The sequence below is a fragment of the Ignatzschineria sp. F8392 genome (assembly GCF_002252045.1).
Classification (GTDB): Bacteria; Pseudomonadota; Gammaproteobacteria; order Cardiobacteriales; family Wohlfahrtiimonadaceae; genus Ignatzschineria.
Genome location: NZ_NEFF01000001.1, coordinates 436,192 through 453,341, shown reverse-complemented (window position 1 = coordinate 453,341; position 17,150 = coordinate 436,192). Strand labels below are relative to the sequence as shown.

Here is a 17,150-nt window from a genome sequence, read left to right as displayed (position 1 = left end):
TGCTCTCATCGTCATATCAACATAAGATGAAACGTATAGGTGAGAAGAGAAATTAGATACCTTGACCTAAAATCTTACCATTCACCTCAACACCGTAGAGGTTCACACCATCATTAGCATGATACTTCTCACGAGTCTTCTCTACTGAACCATCAATGATTCGAGGATCTTGGGGGCGTTCATGACTATTCATAAATGCCGCTACATCCCATGCTTCTTGATCAGTTAATGATCCCCCTTTACCTAATGGCATATTTGCCTTGATAAAGTCCGCAGCTGTGTTGATACGATGCATTCCCGCACCCCAGTTGAAAGAGTCAGGACCCCAAAGTGGTGGGAAGACATAGTGATCATCCACTTTCTGGCCTAATCCATCATTGCCATGGCAGATTGCGCAATTCTCTTTATAGACAATTTCGCCTCGCTCAATGCTATAGCCATCTTTAGGTTGTGGTACTTCTGGGTAACCACGGCCTGGTAGCGATACCCCTGTTGGCGCCCCTTTTGCTAACCAATAGGAGTAGGTGATCAATGCAGTCATTGCTTCACTATCGGCTGCCGGCGGTGTTCCATTCATACTAAATTCAAAGCATCCTTGAATTCGCTCCGCATAAGTGTTGACCTTATCATTCTTACTACGATAAGCGGGATACATCGTATAAGCACCCCATAATGGCGCAGCATTGGGCATCTTTCCCTGATCCATGTGGCAGTTAACACAATTCATACCATTGCCTACATATTCAGGAACTTGACGTTTTGTATCGATAAAGATCGCCTGCCCTTTACGAATCATGTCACCAAAAGCATTGTTAGGAATTTCACTATCACTAGGCGGCTGATGATATGTTTCACCCTCTGCTTTTTTAGGTGCTTGAGGAAGCTGTGATTGATCTTCCATTGAGACAGGTGCTGTCTGTGCTAAGAGCGCTGGTGAAAAGAGAAGTGCCAGCGTCGATGCTATCAAAATCTTTTTCATATCTTATTTCCCCACCGTTCCTAAATTTGAAAAATAGGTCGCAACTGCTTGAATCTCATCTTCATTGAGAGAACGCGCAATATGCCCCATAAGATCATTCTCATCATTCTTACGCGTTCCATTTTTCCATGCATTCATCTGGTTAATAATGTAGAGCTGACTCTGACCTGCTAATTTAGGGAAAGCATCGCCAACACCGACACCGGCAGGGCCGTGACAAGCAATACATTCAGGAATATTGCGGCTCCAATCTCCACGAAGTGCTAATTGGCTCCCAACATCTGTCGGTTGTGTTGAGCGAGGAATATTAGGAACATTAGGTGCCGGTAAGTTCTGCATATAGAGCGCCACTTCTGTAATCTCATCTTCAGAAAGCGCTTTTGCAACACCATCCATAACAGGATGTGTGCGGTTCCCTTCTTTAAAATCATTGACCTGCTTTGCAAGATAGACCGCTGATTTTCCGGCAACACTTGGATATCCTGCCGCAGCTAACCCTTCACCATTCATGCCATGGCATGTCATACAAGCGATGGCCATTGGGTTTTCACCCCCCTTCATATAGATCTTCTCCCCTTCATCTGCATTGCTGACAAACGGCAACAGACTTAAGAGAGAGAGATAAGTCATCTTCTTTATAAACTTCATATTCCCTCTTCTATTTTTGCTCTATAAAATGATCGATATAACAGATTTCACCTCTATTTTTCCGGCACTTTTACCTCTATCGACCATCTAACTTTCAACACTCGATGTTAAAGTTGATCGCGAAAAGGTAAAAGCAACAGAAACCCCTAAAAGGTATAAGAATCCGTTATCACCTCTTTTTATCTCTTTTTTATGAGTTTTTATAATTGATTGATAAGTTTTTTATTTATTAACTACTTATTTATTAACTACTGGTTTATTAACTACTTGTTTAGAAACCACCTACTTACAGGTTACCTATCTATGAGATATCGCTATAAATAGTGTTGCTATATATAAACGAGTGCTGTCATCTAGTGCTATTATCTAGTGTTGTTATAGATATGGTTGTGAAGATACTGTAGTGATATCAACCGGATATCTTTAAGATTGAATTCTTGCAACTTGAATCTATCAGTGAACAATATCAACCCACAATTTAACGAATAGATATCTCAATACCAACTCAATACCAACTCAATGCCAATCCAATACTAGCTCAATACCTAATAAACACTTTCTGCATCTAAAATTGCAGCGATCTTTTTTATCATTATAGTTCTCTCTGTTGCTCTCTATATCACAACAGAATTCCCTAATATTACTGATAGGAATGCTTTTACAAATATGCTCTTTTACTAAAATATGAGGATCAATCATGAAGATCGATCGTAAATCAGAAAAGATATAATATATTTGTCACAATCCTGATCTCAATCATATCAAAAAAAGATAAAAAAGCCTGAATGATCTAATGTCAAACAGGCTATCCTTTTGAAATAGAATGTAACTAGCTGTTTTACAGCTCAATGTTTTGTCAAAAATTTAAGAGAATTGACAATTGAATCGATCCATCAATTAAATAATTGCTTTCCAACACTTTTCATCGAGTATCATCGATCTTTGTCTACTTCTATTACTCTTTAATTGTTCTTTGTAATCGTTCTTTGTAATCGCCCTTCGCGACACTCAAAATGTTAGGCTGAGTCTTAAAACTTACATCAACTACTCTCGATGGTAAGGATGATTATTAATAATGCTCCAAGCTCTAAAGAGTTGCTCTGCCACTAAAACCCGCACCATAGGATGGGGTAGCGTTAATTTAGAGAGTGAGATCGATTGTTGAAAAAGCGCCTTAATCTCTGGTGAGAAGCCTTCAGGTCCTCCCACTAAAAGTGCCACATCTTGCCCCGATTGCATCCAGGACTCCAAGCGCTTACTCAGATCCATTGTTGTCATCTCACGACCGACAACATCAAGACCGACGATCAAGGTATTTTTAGGGATCGCCTTTAAGAGCTTCTCCCCTTCCTCTTTAAGGATACGTTTGACATCAGCATTCTTTTTACGCACGAGTGCCGGCACTTCGATCAGTTTCAATTCAACATCATGTCGAAGGCGCCCGGCATACTCTTCAAATCCCATCTTGACCCAGTTGGGCATATTGCTACCTACAGCAATAAGATAGACAATCATTCTTTCGATTCCTATTTACAGATCCATCTCTATGCATCAGCACGCATAAAGATCTTTTCGAGATTATAAAAATCACGTTTCTCTTCTGTTAAGAGATGAAGAACGATATCTCCAAAATCGATTAATACCCAATCAGAAGCGGCATTGATACCCTCTACACCGATCGGTTTAATTCCCTCTTTGAGCATTACCTCTTCTGCCTTACGCACTAAAGCTTTAAGGTGTGGCCCTGAGTTTGCAGAGGCGATCACAACCCAATCGGCATAACTCACAAGACCCTCTACATCAAATGCCACAGGATTAATTGCTTTAATCTCATCTAATCCTGTCACTAATTTATCTTTCACTTCAGCGATCATACTTATTCCTTCTGATTAATAACTTCCGCTATTGTAGTGAATTTCCGCCTGTTGAACAAATAGGAATTTAGTTCCATAATAAAGACTCGCTTATTTGTCACATCTAATCTACTAAAGGGACATCAACTTATGAGTCAATTTGACGAATTATATCGCGACGCACAGAAATATATTCCTGGTGGCGTCAACTCCCCCGTTCGCGCTTTTAAACAGGTTGGAGGCGCCCCCGTCTTCTTCAAGAAAGGGGAAGGTGCTTATGTCTATGATGAGGTAGGAAAAAAATATATTGACTATGTCGGCTCATGGGGGCCGATGATTGTAGGTCATGCACATCCTGAAGTGATTGAAGCTGTCATGGAGACGGCAAAAAATGGACTCTCATTTGGAGCCCCTACTGTTTCAGAGACAGTACTTGCTAAAAAGGTATTAGAGCTTGTTCCTTCGATGGATCAGGTTCGAATGGTCAGCTCAGGAACTGAAGCGACCATGAGCGCTATTCGCCTAGCAAGAGGCTATACCGGCCGCGATAAAATCGTAAAATTTGAAGGTTGCTACCACGGACATTCTGACTCTCTATTGGTCAAAGCAGGTTCTGGCCTTCTTACATTTGGAGAGCCCTCTTCTCCTGGTGTTCCTGCTGACTTAACACAACATACCATCGTCATTGAATATAATAACCCAGAAGCAGTAAAAGAGGCTTTTGCAAAGTATGGTGACGAAATTGCTTGCGTTATCGTAGAGCCCATTGCCGGCAATATGAACTGTATTCCACCACAACCAGGTTTTTTAGAGACCATTCGTGAGTGTTGCGACCAACATGGCGCGCTCTTTATTATCGATGAAGTGATGACCGGTTTTCGTGTCGATAAACATTCGGCGCAAGGTCTCTATGGTGTCACCCCCGATCTCTCTACTTTTGGGAAGGTGATTGGTGGTGGCATGCCGGTCGGCGCTTTTGGTGGTAAAAAAGAGATTATGGATCATCTCTCCCCTAATGGAGCTGTCTATCAAGCAGGAACGCTCTCTGGAAACCCCGTTGCGATGGCAGCAGGTATTAAAACCTTAGAGTTGATCTCAAAAGAGGGCTTCTATGAAGATCTCAAAGCGAAGACCGATTATCTCATCGATGGCATCAAAGCCGTTTTCGCTAAACATCAACGCCCACTCTCGACAAATCATGTCTGCGGAATGTTTGGCCTCTTCTTCACCAATGATGAAGTCAAGAGCTATGCTGATGCCACAAAATCGGATATCGACTTTTTCCAGAAGTTCTACCACGGACTTCTTGAAGAGGGGATCTATCTAGCACCTAGCGCATTTGAAGCGGGATTCCTCTCTAGCGCACATAGCTATGAAGATCTTGATGAGACAATTGCGGCAATGGATCGCGTTCTGACGAAAATGGATCAATAATCGTGCATCAATAATCATATCGATTGTGTGACAAGCACTTAAATAGAGATAGAGTAAAGGAGCGACGCTACTATTAGCTATCGCTCCTCTTTCTATCTCTTCCCATAAAATGGGACGTATGAAAGATCGATTCTATCTCGATCGCGATACCTCTCTAACAAGTATCAAGCATTTAAACAAGTATCTATTTAAAAACACCTATTCAACCAATATCTATCCCCTATTGCTCAGAGGCATACTTTATGAAACAACCTAACTGGATCGCCCCCTCTATCCTCTCCGCCAACTTTGCTAAATTAGGCGAAGAGGTCGATGCGGTTTTAGCTGCGGGCGCTGATATCATCCATTTTGATGTGATGGATAATCATTATGTCGAAAACTTAACTTTCGGACCGATGATCTGTCAGGCTCTTCGAGATTATGGAGTGACAGCGCCTATCGATGTTCATCTAATGGTCTCCCCTGTAGATCGTATGATTGAGGCATTTGCAAAAGCAGGCGCAACCTATATCACTTTTCACCCTGAAGCATCTCTACATGTCGATCGCTCACTACAACTTATCAAATCATTGGGATGCAAAGCAGGTTTAGTCCTCAATCCGGCAACACCCATCTCACTTCTCGATCATGTTTGGGAGTATCTCGATATGGTGTTAGTGATGAGTGTCAATCCTGGATTTGGGGGACAGAAATTTATCCCTTCGAGCTTAGAAAAATTAAAGACTTTACGCGCAATTATTGATGACAAAGGCCTCGATATCCGGCTTGAAGTTGATGGAGGCGTCAACTTGCATAATATTAAAGAGATCTCAGAAGCAGGTGCAGATACCTTTGTTGCCGGCAGTGCAATCTTTAATAGCGGTACAAGCTATCAAGATATTATTGGTAAAATGAAAGCGCAGTTAAAGTAGAGCTTTTAAAAACTTAAGAACTCTCAAAATGTCTAGCGACTGTTTTATTTTTGCTATTGAATATTACTTCTGAATACTGCTTTACTATTTATCAGTAGTTCATCGATAGCCCAACAATAGCATACTAGCAAGCGCGCCATTAAGCATTCCCAAAATGTATGAGGAATCGCTATCTTTACCCCCTCAATATCAGCGTTATCTGAATCTTTTGAGGGGGTATTATTATGCTTAAACAACTGCTTATTACTGCATTTCAACAAGAAGCTTCCGACCTACATCTCTCTGCTAATCGGCCCGCTTACCTTCGAAAAGGCGGAAAGCTCCTCCCCTTAACGGAGAAGAAGATCTCCAAAGAAGCCTTAACTTCGGCGCTTCTCGTAATCCTATCAGAGAGAGAGAAAGAGATACTACAACGCACCGGGGCTATCGATTTTGCTTATACCTTTTATCCTGACAAAAAGAGTGATAAGAATAGAAGCTCTCCTTACCGCCTCAGAGGACACTACTTTCAAAATCTTGGTGGATTAACTGCGATCTTTCGCTTAATTCCCGATAAAATTCGAACGCTTCAAGAGATCTATGCCCCGCCTATCTGTAAGCAACTACTGCAACAAAAGAGTGGTTTAATTCTTATTACTGGCGCAACAGGCTCGGGAAAATCCACGACACTTGCCGCGATGATTGAAGCGGTGAATCGATCGATGGAGAGACATATTATCACTATCGAAGATCCTATCGAACAGCTCTACCGACCTCAAAAATCACTCATTGAGCAGCGTGAGTTACATCGTCATACCCCCAATTTTGAAAATGCTTTAAAAAATGCACTGCGAGCAGATCCCGATATTATACTTATCGGCGAATTACGGGATAAAGCCTCCGTTCATCTAGCGCTACAGGCAGCAGAAACGGGTCATCTTGTCCTCTCTACGCTTCACACCAATAGCGCGCCGAAAGCGATCGATCGCCTCTTAAGTTACTATCAAGAGTCGGAACGGGAGATGGTCCGTATTCAACTCTCAGAGACACTTCTTGCTGTTATTGCGCAACAATTAATCAACATTGAACAAAATATCTTTGCTCTTTACGAGGTGATGGTGATCAATTCCGCGATTTCACACCTTATTCGAGAAAATAAATTAGCGCAAATCACTAGTAATATCGAGACGGGGCGTGAAAGTGGAATGCAAACTTACCGTCAACATCTAGAATTCTTACAAAAAAGTGGTATAATTTCCGACTTGTTAGCCAAAAAGGCACACAATTTACTTTAATCCCGATATTTCTATGAGTGAAAGATCACTCCAATTATTGCAATTGGCTCCGCTTTCCTCTATAATTCGTGGGTTCAGTCCGCACAAAGTTTTTCTAGCTGGCGGCCGGGGTTAATATTACAATTAAGATCAAGGTTATTAAGCATGAGCAAAGTATGTCAAGTAACTGGGAAAGGGCCAATGTCTGGTAATAACGTTTCCCACGCAAACAATAAAACACGTCGTCGTTTCCTCCCTAACCTTCAGGTACATCGCCTTTGGGTTGAGAGCGAGAATCGCTTTGTATCTCTTCGTATCTCTCCAGCTGGTCTTCGTACCATCGACAAAAAAGGGATTGACGCAGTATTAGCAGACCTTCGCGCTAAAGGCGAAAAAATCTAAGGAGTAGGTCATGAGAGAAAAAGTTAAATTAGTATCTTCAGCAGGTACAGGTCATTTCTATACGACCACAAAAAACAAACGTACTACAACTGAAAAGTTAGAGTTCAAAAAGTACGATCCAGTAGTTCGTAAACACGTTCTATACACTGAAGCCCGCTTAAAATAATCCAGTATTAACCGGTCTCAGCAAAAAACTAGCTTTCGAGCTAGTTTTTTTTGCTTTAAAGAAAAGGTATTCCCTCAGTTAGAGGCGACTATAGGTGAAGTTAATGCTATAATTTTGAGTAATTTTATACGCTTATCAACCTCTTTAGAAAACTTTAAAAAACTTTGGAAACAGTAGATGAAACAGAGCTATCAACCAGAACAGATTGAAAAAAAATGGTACCAATTTTGGGAAGAGAACAACCTCTTTAAAGCAAATGGCGATCAGACGAAAGATCCCTACTGTATTGTCATTCCCCCACCGAATATTACCGGCAGCCTCCATATGGGGCATGCATTCCAAGATACGATCATGGATCTTCTGATCCGTTATAACCGAATGCTTGGCAAAAACACCCTTTGGCAGCCGGGAACGGATCATGCCGGGATCGCTACTCAGATGGTGGTTGAACGCCAATTAAATGGTCAAGGACAAACACGCCACGATCTTGGTCGTGATGCTTTTATTGAGAAGATCTGGCAATGGAAAGAGGAATCAGGTGGCAATATCACCCAACAACTTCGCCGCATGGGAGCAAGCCCTGATTGGAGCCGTGAGCGTTTTACTATGGATGAAGGGCTCTCTGATGCAGTACAGAAGGTCTTTATTGAGCTCTATAAAGAGGGATTGATCTATCGCGGTAAGCGTCTTGTCAACTGGGATCCTATCCTCAAAACGGCCGTTTCTGATATCGAAGTGGAGTCGAAAGAGGAAGAGAGCTCAATGTGGCATCTTCGCTACCCTATTGCTGGCACTGACGAATATATCGTTGTTGCAACCACTCGCCCTGAGACAATGTTAGGCGATAGCGCTGTTGCTGTTCATCCTGAAGATGAGCGTTATGCAAAATATATCGGTAAAATGATCGATCTCCCCTTCTGTGATCGTCAAATTCCGATTATTGCCGATGATTATGTTGATCCTGAATTTGGTACAGGATGTGTCAAAATTACCCCGGCACACGACTTTAATGACTATGAGATGGGGGTTCGTCATCAATTACCGATGATCAATATCTTCACCGATGATGCAGCAATTAATGATGATATGCCGAAAGCTTATCGCGGGCTAGATCGCTTCGATGCTCGTAAAAAGATTGTTGCTGATTTTGAAGAGGCAGGACTCTTAGAAAAAATTGAACCCCATAAGCTGATGATCCCTCGCTGTGATCGGACCAATCAGATTGTTGAGCCCTACCTAACTGACCAATGGTTTGTCGATGCCAAAACATTAGCAAAACCTGCCATTGAAGCTGTTAAAAATAAGGATATTAAATTTATTCCTCAAAACTGGGAAAACACCTACTTTGAATGGATGAATAATATTCAAGATTGGTGTATCTCGCGTCAACTCTGGTGGGGGCATCGTATCCCTGCTTGGTATGATGATGCCGGTAATATCTATGTCGGTAAAGATGAAGCGACTATCCGTGAAGAGTATCAACTCGATCAGTCGGTTCAACTACGCCAAGATGAAGATGTGTTAGATACTTGGTTCTCCTCTGCACTCTGGCCCTTCTCTACATTAGGATGGCCCGATCAGACTGAAGAGCTCAAAACTTTCTACCCCACCTCTGTTCTTGTAACGGGTTTTGATATTATCTTCTTCTGGGTTGCTCGAATGATCATGTTTGGGCTCCACTTTATGAAAGAGATCCCCTTTAAAGAGGTCTACTTCCATGGTTTAGTCCGTGACCAAGATGGTCAAAAGATGAGTAAATCTCGCGGAAATGTCCTCGACCCGATCGACTTAATTGATGGTATTGATCTTGAATCTCTGGTTGCTAAACGCACAACGGGTCTTATGCAACCACAGATGGCGCCAAGAATTGAAGAAGATACTCGTCGCCACTTCCCCAATGGTATTAAAGCCTTTGGGACCGATGCGCTTCGCTTCACCTTTACCTCACTTGCAACCAATGGTCGCGATATCATCTTTGATGTTGGCCGTATTGAAGGATATTCAAACTTCTGTAACAAGATCTGGAATGCTTCTCGCTTCGTCTTTATGAATGCAGAAGGAGAAGAGGTCCGCAAAGATGAGAGCAAACTCTCCCATATCGACCACTGGATCAACTCTCGTTTAAGCGCGATGATTAGTGAGGTAAGACGCCATATTGAAGGATATCGTTTCGATTTGGCAACACAAGCGATCTACGATTTTACATGGCATGAATTCTGTGACTGGTACCTTGAATTGACAAAACCGATTCTCAATGGTGATCACTACAGCAATGAAGAGAAAGCAGCAACTCGCTATAACCTACTCTCTGTATTAGATGCACTTCTCAAGACGCTTCATCCCTTTATGCCCTATATTAGTGAAGAGATCTGGCAGAAATTGACAGAGATTGAGCCGAGCTTCAAAGAGAAAGTGAGCATCTCCGTAATGCCATTCCCAGAGGCAAAAGAGCGTGATCTTAAGCTTGAAGCAGAAATTGAGTGGTTACAAAATGTTCTCTTAGCGGTTCGCCGAATTCGAGGCGAGATGAATATCTCTCCAAGTAAAGCATTAGATGTTCTCTATGAGAATGCCTCTGAACAAGATATTGCCAATATTAAGAAAAATATGCCCTTCTTTGAGCGAATGGGACGCCTCTCTAGCATGACACAGGTAGAGGGTGATGCACCAGAATCGGCAATTGCCGTCATTGGAAAAATGCGCCTGCTGATTCCACTTGCTGGATTAATTGATAAAGAGCAAGAGCTCAATCGCCTCAATAGAGAGATTGGCAAAATTGAGCCCTTAATCACGGCGCTGAGCAAAAAATTAGCCAACCCTGGCTTTACAGAGAAAGCTCCCGCTACTGTTGTCGAAGGGGAGCGTGCTAAATTACTCGATGCCGAAAATCAATTACAAGAGCTCAAAGCACAATTAGAAAAGATTAAAGCACTCTAATCATCACTCATCTATCGATCACTCTATATTGAGTGCTCTATTGAAGTCGTGATTAGCCGAGCATAAAGGAGAAGAGCAACCGATTAAGGTTGCTCTTTTTTTATGGATCATCTACTCTAAAATCTCTTTAAACACTCTTTAAATACTCTTTAAAGAATATTTAAAGAGTATTTAACCCCTGCTCAAATAGGGCTTAAATAGAGCTTAAATAAGGATTCAATAGAATTTAAACAGAATTAAAATAGGATTGACTTAACGTTAAGATCAATTCACCACTCCCTTTGAAGCGCAATTTTTTCTAGACTCATCATCCTAAAAATAATATTCTAGAGAGTCTTTTTGCCATCAATATATAAAGCGTAAGGAGGAACCATGAGCTTTATTAACTGGCTAATCGGTCCATTAAATGATTTTATCTGGTCCTATGTTTTAGTCGCCTTTCTTCTGATCCTTGGGATCTACTTCACCATCAAAACCCGCTTTATCCAGATTCGCCTCTTTAAAGAGATGTTTCGATTAACGGTGGAAAAGAATCCTGGAAATAATGGCGTTTCTGCATTCCAAGCCTTCACAATCAGTGCGGCAAGTCGCGTTGGAACAGGCAATATTGCCGGCGTTGCTTTAGCTATTGCCATCGGTGGACCGGGTGCCGTCTTCTGGATGTGGATCATTGCGCTTATCGGTATGTCTACTGCATTTATCGAATCCACCTTAGCACAGGTCTATAAAGTTAAAGATGGTGATAACTTTCGTGGAGGACCAGCCTATTACATGAAGAAGGCGCTGGGTTGGGAAAAACTAGGGGTTATCTTCGCTATTCTTCTAACCGTTACTTTTGGTTTTATCTTTAACTCTGTTCAATCAAATACTATTGCACAATCATTTAGTGCCGTTTTTGGTATCGATACTATTGCCATTGGCGCACTCTTAGTAATCGCTACCGGAGCAATTATCTTTGGTGGGATCCGTCGCGTTGTCCATTTCACACAGATCTGTGTTCCTATTATGGCACTCTTTTATGTCGGAATTGCCCTCTATGTCGTTATCACTAATATTGAGCATGTGCCAGAGATGTTTATGTTAATCATCAATAGCGCCTTTGGACTCAAAGAGTTTGCCGGGGGTGGTTTAGGCGTTGCGATTATGCAGGGCGCTCGTCGCGGGCTCTTCTCAAATGAAGCGGGTATGGGTTCTGTCCCTAATGCAGCGGCAACCGCAAATGTCTCCCACCCTGCAAAACAGGGATTAGTACAGAGCCTTGGTGTCTTCTTCGATACGATTATTGTCTGTTCTGCCACCGCCTTTATTATCCTCCTCTCAGGCCTCTATATTGGAGAAAATGGGGGAAATGGTGTCGTATTAACACAAAACTCCCTCGCGCAACAGGTGGGCGAATGGGCGCAATACTTTGTAGCACTCGCAATCCTCTTCTTTGCCTTTAGCTCTATTATTGGTAACTACTACTACGGAGAGACCAATATTGAATTTATCAAAAATAGTTCCACCGCTCTACTCTTCTATCGTCTCTTAGTATTAGTGATGGTGATGTTTGGTGCTGTGATGAGCATGGGCGTTGTCTGGAGCTTAGCGGATCTCTTTATGGGTGCCATGACCATTATTAACCTTGTGGTGATCTCCATTCTCGGCAAAGTTGCATTCCAGGTCGCTAATGATTATTACCGCCAATTAAAAGAGAAGAAAAACCCCACATTCCGAGCAGAAGATATTCCCGGGCTGAAAGGTGCTGAGTGTTGGGAATCCTCTATGGAAGAGCAAAAATAATCATTAAAACCCAATATTAAATCTGTACATATTTAAATTGGTACATATTCAAGCAACACAAAAAGAGGAAGTGAATGATCACTTCCTCTCTTTTTATCTTATGAGATCTATAAGATCTTCTGCTCTTTATAGATCTCTTAGCGCTGATTTTAGCACTTATTCTATCTAGTATTGACTACTCTTCATCATCCATCATTCTACTCCCACTCTATTGTAAACAAGACATTTTTATCTTTTATATTCAATGGCTTATTTTCCTGCTAATTGGTAATACCATGAAAAATACCATGCTCAGAAAAGGCTTAACAATATTTTGAAAAATTGCCTACTGAGCGCTGCCGCACAGCTCCATAGGCCGCTTTCCTGGCTTTGCTTCCAGATGTATGCTATTCTGCTCCTGCAGCTAATGGATCACCGCAAACAGGTTACTCGCCTGGGGATTCCCTTTCGACCCGAGCATCCGTATGAGACTCATGCTCGATTATTATTATTATAGAAGCCCCCATGAATAAATCGCTCATCATTTTCGGCATCGTCAACATAACCTCGGACAGTTTCTCCGATGGAGGCCGGTATCTGGCGCCAGACGCAGCCATTGCGCAGGCGCGTAAGCTGATGGCCGAGGGGGCAGATGTGATCGACCTCGGTCCGGCATCCAGCAATCCCGACGCCGCGCCTGTTTCGTCCGACACAGAAATCGCGCGTATCGCGCCGGTGCTGGACGCGCTCAAGGCAGATGGCATTCCCGTCTCGCTCGACAGTTATCAACCCGCGACGCAAGCCTATGCCTTGTCGCGTGGTGTGGCCTATCTCAATGATATTCGCGGTTTTCCAGACGCTGCGTTCTATCCGCAATTGGCGAAATCATCTGCCAAACTCGTCGTTATGCATTCGGTGCAAGACGGGCAGGCAGATCGGCGCGAGGCACCCGCTGGCGACATCATGGATCACATTGCGGCGTTCTTTGACGCGCGCATCGCGGCGCTGACGGGTGCCGGTATCAAACGCAACCGCCTTGTCCTTGATCCCGGCATGGGGTTTTTTCTGGGGGCTGCTCCCGAAACCTCGCTCTCGGTGCTGGCGCGGTTCGATGAATTGCGGCTGCGCTTCGATTTGCCGGTGCTTCTGTCTGTTTCGCGCAAATCCTTTCTGCGCGCGCTCACAGGCCGTGGTCCGGGGGATGTCGGGGCCGCGACACTCGCTGCAGAGCTTGCCGCCGCCGCAGGTGGAGCTGACTTCATCCGCACACACGAGCCGCGCCCCTTGCGCGACGGGCTGGCGGTATTGGCGGCGCTGAAAGAAACCGCAAGAATTCGTTAACTGCACATTCGGGATATTTCTCTATATTCGCGCTTCATCAGAAAACTGAAGGAACCTCCATTGAATCGAACTAATATTTTTTTTGGTGAATCGCATTCTGACTGGTTGCCTGTCAGAGGCGGAGAATCTGGTGATTTTGTTTTTCGACGTGGTGACGGGCATGCCTTCGCGAAAATCGCACCTGCTTCCCGCCGCGGTGAGCTCGCTGGAGAGCGTGACCGCCTCATTTGGCTCAAAGGTCGAGGTGTGGCTTGCCCCGAGGTCATCAACTGGCAGGAGGAACAGGAGGGTGCATGCTTGGTGATAACGGCAATTCCGGGAGTACCGGCGGCTGATCTGTCTGGAGCGGATTTGCTCAAAGCGTGGCCGTCAATGGGGCAGCAACTTGGCGCTGTTCACAGCCTATCGGTTGATCAATGTCCGTTTGAGCGCAGGCTGTCGCGAATGTTCGGACGCGCCGTTGATGTGGTGTCCCGCAATGCCGTCAATCCCGACTTCTTACCGGACGAGGACAAGAGTACGCCGCAGCTCGATCTTTTGGCTCGTGTCGAACGAGAGCTACCGGTGCGGCTCGACCAAGAGCGCACCGATATGGTTGTTTGCCATGGTGATCCCTGCATGCCGAACTTCATGGTGGACCCTAAAACTCTTCAATGCACGGGTCTGATCGACCTTGGGCGGCTCGGAACAGCAGATCGCTATGCCGATTTGGCACTCATGATTGCTAACGCCGAAGAGAACTGGGCAGCGCCAGATGAAGCAGAGCGCGCCTTCGCTGTCCTATTCAATGTATTGGGGATCGAAGCCCCCGACCGCGAACGCCTTGCCTTCTATCTGCGATTGGACCCTCTGACTTGGGGTTGATGTTCATGCCGCCTGTTTTTCCTGCTCATTGGCACGTTTCGCAACCTGTTCTCATTGCGGACACCTTTTCCAGCCTCGTTTGGAAAGTTTCATTGCCAGACGGGACTCCTGCAATCGTCAAGGGATTGAAACCTATAGAAGACATTGCTGATGAACTGCGCGGGGCCGACTATCTGGTATGGCGCAATGGGAGGGGAGCAGTCCGGTTGCTCGGTCGTGAGAACAATCTGATGTTGCTCGAATATGCCGGGGAGCGAATGCTCTCTCACATCGTTGCCGAGCACGGCGACTACCAGGCGACCGAAATTGCAGCGGAACTAATGGCGAAGCTGTATGCCGCATCTGAGGAACCCCTGCCTTCTGCCCTTCTCCCGATCCGGGATCGCTTTGCAGCTTTGTTTCAGCGGGCGCGCGATGATCAAAACGCAGGTTGTCAAACTGACTACGTCCACGCGGCGATTATAGCCGATCAAATGATGAGCAATGCCTCGGAACTGCGTGGGCTACATGGCGATCTGCATCATGAAAACATCATGTTCTCCAGTCGCGGCTGGCTGGTGATAGATCCCGTCGGTCTGGTCGGTGAAGTGGGCTTTGGCGCCGCCAATATGTTCTACGATCCGGCTGACAGAGACGACCTTTGTCTCGATCCTAGACGCATTGCACAGATGGCGGACGCATTCTCTCGTGCGCTGGACGTCGATCCGCGTCGCCTGCTCGACCAGGCGTACGCTTATGGGTGCCTTTCCGCAGCTTGGAACGCGGATGGAGAAGAGGAGCAACGCGATCTAGCTATCGCGGCCGCGATCAAGCAGGTGCGACAGACGTCATACTAGATATCAAGCGACTTCTCCTATCCCCTGGGAACACATCAATCTCACCGGAGAATATCGCTGGCCAAAGCCTTAGCGTAGGATTCCGCCCCTTCCCGCAAACGACCCCAAACAGGAAACGCAGCTGAAACGGGAAGCTCAACACCCACTGACGCATGGGTTGTTCAGGCAGTACTTCATCAACCAGCAAGGCGGCACTTTCGGCCATCCGCCGCGCCCCACAGCTCGGGCAGAAACCGCGACGCTTACAGCTGAAAGCGACCAGGTGCTCGGCGTGGCAAGACTCGCAGCGAACCCGTAGAAAGCCATGCTCCAGCCGCCCGCATTGGAGAAATTCTTCAAATTCCCGTTGCACATAGCCCGGCAATTCCTTTCCCTGCTCTGCCATAAGCGCAGCGAATGCCGGGTAATACTCGTCAACGATCTGATAGAGAAGGGTTTGCTCGGGTCGGTGGCTCTGGTAACGACCAGTATCCCGATCCCGGCTGGCCGTCCTGGCCGCCACATGAGGCATGTTCCGCGTCCTTGCAATACTGTGTTTACATACAGTCTATCGCTTAGCGGAAAGTTCTTTTACCCTCAGCCGAAATGCCTGCCGTTGCTAGACATTGCCAGCCAGTGCCCGTCACTCCCACTCGATTGTAAACAAGCACACAAAACCCTTTAGTGACAACAATTTGCAAGAACTATCAGGCTCAGTGCCATGAAAAATACCATGACCAGATCATGAGGTTGAACACGGCTTGCGCCGGCAGCGTTCACGCTCCTGGTCGGCGATCTCGCCCGGCTGCAATGCTAGCTCAGCATCGGTCATGCGCTCCAGCACGTCGCGTAGGCGGATGGTGCAAGGAATGGGCGGCAGCTCGAACTCATAGCCGCCGGCGATCATTTCGGCCGCAATCTCCTCGGTGATGAAAAACGGCTCGTCGTCTTGGTTCGGCTTCTTCATGCCCTTTCCTCCTGGCGCTCATCCTGGCCGACAGCGGCCAGGGCATCGGCTTCCGTCAATGCGTCCTCCACGAACGCGCCGTGCTGCTTCGCTTCGGCCTGGCTGACCTCGGCCCATATCCGTTTCACCTGGGCCGCACTGTACCCGGCCAGCTCGGCGGTCTTGTTGATGCTGTAGCCGGACTTGCGCAGCGCGACAACTTGGGCGCGGCGCTTCGGATCAGCACGGCGGCCCTTGTACCGCCCGGCCTGGCGGGCCAACTCAATGCCTTGGCGCTGGCGTTCGCGCCTGTCCTCGTAGTCGTCGCGGGCCATCTGCAAGGCCAGGCGAAAAAGCATGATCTGCACGGCTTCCAGCACGATCTTGGCGACGCCCTGGGCCTCGGCCGCCAGGTCGGATAGATCGACCACGCCAGGGACGGCCAGGCGTGCGCCTTTGGCCTGTATCGAGGCCACCAGGCGCTCGGCCTCGGGCAAAGGTAGGCGGCTGATGCGGTCGATCTTCTCGGCAATGACCACCTCGCCGGGCTGTAGGTCGCCGATCATGCGCAGCAGCTCAGGCCGGTCGGCGCGTGCGCCGGATGCCTTCTCACGGTAGATGCCGGCGACGTAGTAGCCGGCGGCCTTCGCGGCCGTAGTGATCGCCTCTTGGCGTTCCAAGTCCTGCGCGTCGGTGCTGACGCGCAGATAGACCCGCGCCACCATCGGCGCGGCTACTGGCTTCGTCCTGCGCATACTTGCGGGCTCCTTTGGGCATACTCAAATGCACCCATCTTAAACTGGCAGGCCAATTTATCACATATCGATCTAAATGCGCCTA

General features: G+C 46.1%; 16 protein-coding genes and 1 pseudogene. 10 read left to right on the top strand and 7 right to left on the bottom strand.

From position 1 onward, the window contains the following. Nucleotides 1–52: 52 nt before the first annotated feature. The 4 genes from B9T19_RS02015 to rsfS all read right to left on the bottom strand — a co-directional run bounded on the left by B9T19_RS02015 (nt 53) and on the right by rsfS (nt 3,501). Nucleotides 53–979, bottom strand: coding sequence for a c-type cytochrome (locus B9T19_RS02015; protein WP_094566922.1), 927 nt, complete (start codon nt 977–979; stop codon nt 53–55). 3 nt (nt 980–982) lie between these two features. After that, on the bottom strand, nt 983–1,627 hold the full coding sequence (locus B9T19_RS02010) for a c-type cytochrome (protein ID WP_094566921.1): 645 nt from the start codon (nt 1,625–1,627) through the stop codon (nt 983–985). Nucleotides 1,628–2,671: 1,044 nt separating this feature from the next. Continuing rightward, the gene (gene rlmH, locus B9T19_RS02005; protein ID WP_094566920.1) at nt 2,672–3,142 is read right to left on the bottom strand and encodes a 23S rRNA (pseudouridine(1915)-N(3))-methyltransferase RlmH; all 471 of its coding nucleotides are present in this window, start codon (nt 3,140–3,142) and stop codon (nt 2,672–2,674) included. Nucleotides 3,143–3,171: 29 nt separating this feature from the next. Next, on the bottom strand, nt 3,172–3,501 hold the full coding sequence (gene rsfS / locus B9T19_RS02000; protein WP_094566919.1) for a ribosome silencing factor: 330 nt from the start codon (nt 3,499–3,501) through the stop codon (nt 3,172–3,174). A gap of 129 nt (nt 3,502–3,630) precedes the next feature. Here rsfS and hemL point away from each other — a divergent pair, with 129 nt between their 5' ends. From hemL to B9T19_RS01945, 10 genes are all read left to right on the top strand, one after another. Continuing rightward, nucleotides 3,631–4,914 (top strand): glutamate-1-semialdehyde 2,1-aminomutase, encoded by a 1,284-nt coding sequence (gene hemL, locus B9T19_RS01995; protein WP_094566918.1) that lies wholly within the window; start codon nt 3,631–3,633, stop codon nt 4,912–4,914. A gap of 242 nt (nt 4,915–5,156) precedes the next feature. Continuing rightward, a complete protein-coding gene (gene rpe / locus B9T19_RS01990) occupies nt 5,157–5,825 on the top strand; it encodes a ribulose-phosphate 3-epimerase (protein ID WP_094566917.1) in 669 nt (222 codons plus the stop codon). Between the two features lie 224 nt (nt 5,826–6,049). Continuing rightward, a complete protein-coding gene (locus tag B9T19_RS01985; RefSeq protein ID WP_094566916.1) occupies nt 6,050–7,099 on the top strand; it encodes a type IV pilus twitching motility protein PilT in 1,050 nt (349 codons plus the stop codon). A 144-nt stretch (nt 7,100–7,243) separates the two neighbouring features. Then, nucleotides 7,244–7,480 carry a 50S ribosomal protein L28 gene (rpmB, locus tag B9T19_RS01980; protein ID WP_094566915.1) on the top strand — a complete coding sequence of 79 codons (237 nt, stop codon included), beginning with the start codon at nt 7,244–7,246 and terminating at the stop codon, nt 7,478–7,480. Between the two features lie 10 nt (nt 7,481–7,490). After that, a complete protein-coding gene (gene rpmG, locus B9T19_RS01975; protein ID WP_026879695.1) occupies nt 7,491–7,646 on the top strand; it encodes a 50S ribosomal protein L33 in 156 nt (51 codons plus the stop codon). Nucleotides 7,647–7,823: 177 nt separating this feature from the next. Further along, nucleotides 7,824–10,583 carry a valine--tRNA ligase gene (locus tag B9T19_RS01970; protein ID WP_094566914.1) on the top strand — a complete coding sequence of 920 codons (2,760 nt, stop codon included), beginning with the start codon at nt 7,824–7,826 and terminating at the stop codon, nt 10,581–10,583. A 372-nt stretch (nt 10,584–10,955) separates the two neighbouring features. Continuing rightward, nucleotides 10,956–12,365 carry a sodium:alanine symporter family protein gene (locus tag B9T19_RS01965; RefSeq protein ID WP_094566913.1) on the top strand — a complete coding sequence of 470 codons (1,410 nt, stop codon included), beginning with the start codon at nt 10,956–10,958 and terminating at the stop codon, nt 12,363–12,365. Nucleotides 12,366–12,869: 504 nt separating this feature from the next. Next, the gene (gene sul2 / locus B9T19_RS01955) at nt 12,870–13,685 is read left to right on the top strand and encodes a sulfonamide-resistant dihydropteroate synthase Sul2 (RefSeq protein ID WP_001043260.1); all 816 of its coding nucleotides are present in this window, start codon (nt 12,870–12,872) and stop codon (nt 13,683–13,685) included. A gap of 60 nt (nt 13,686–13,745) precedes the next feature. Further along, the gene (gene aph(3'')-Ib / locus B9T19_RS01950) at nt 13,746–14,549 is read left to right on the top strand and encodes an aminoglycoside O-phosphotransferase APH(3'')-Ib (RefSeq protein ID WP_001082319.1); all 804 of its coding nucleotides are present in this window, start codon (nt 13,746–13,748) and stop codon (nt 14,547–14,549) included. Next, nucleotides 14,549–15,385 carry an aminoglycoside O-phosphotransferase APH(6)-Id gene (locus B9T19_RS01945; protein ID WP_000480968.1) on the top strand — a complete coding sequence of 279 codons (837 nt, stop codon included), beginning with the start codon at nt 14,549–14,551 and terminating at the stop codon, nt 15,383–15,385. The genes aph(3'')-Ib and B9T19_RS01945 overlap by 1 nt, the downstream gene beginning before the upstream one ends. A gap of 106 nt (nt 15,386–15,491) precedes the next feature. Here B9T19_RS01945 and B9T19_RS01940 read toward each other — a convergent pair. The 3 genes and pseudogenes from B9T19_RS01940 to B9T19_RS01930 all read right to left on the bottom strand — a co-directional run. After that, nucleotides 15,492–15,896 (bottom strand): annotated as a pseudogene (locus tag B9T19_RS01940) (IS91 family transposase); the annotation flags it as partial. Between the two features lie 210 nt (nt 15,897–16,106). Next, complete coding sequence (locus tag B9T19_RS01935) at nt 16,107–16,331, bottom strand: hypothetical protein (RefSeq protein ID WP_000743213.1); 225 nt, start codon at nt 16,329–16,331, stop codon at nt 16,107–16,109. After that, the gene (locus B9T19_RS01930; RefSeq protein ID WP_001366550.1) at nt 16,328–17,065 is read right to left on the bottom strand and encodes a recombinase family protein; all 738 of its coding nucleotides are present in this window, start codon (nt 17,063–17,065) and stop codon (nt 16,328–16,330) included. The genes B9T19_RS01935 and B9T19_RS01930 overlap by 4 nt, the downstream gene beginning before the upstream one ends. Between the last annotated feature and the right edge of the window lie 85 nt (nt 17,066–17,150).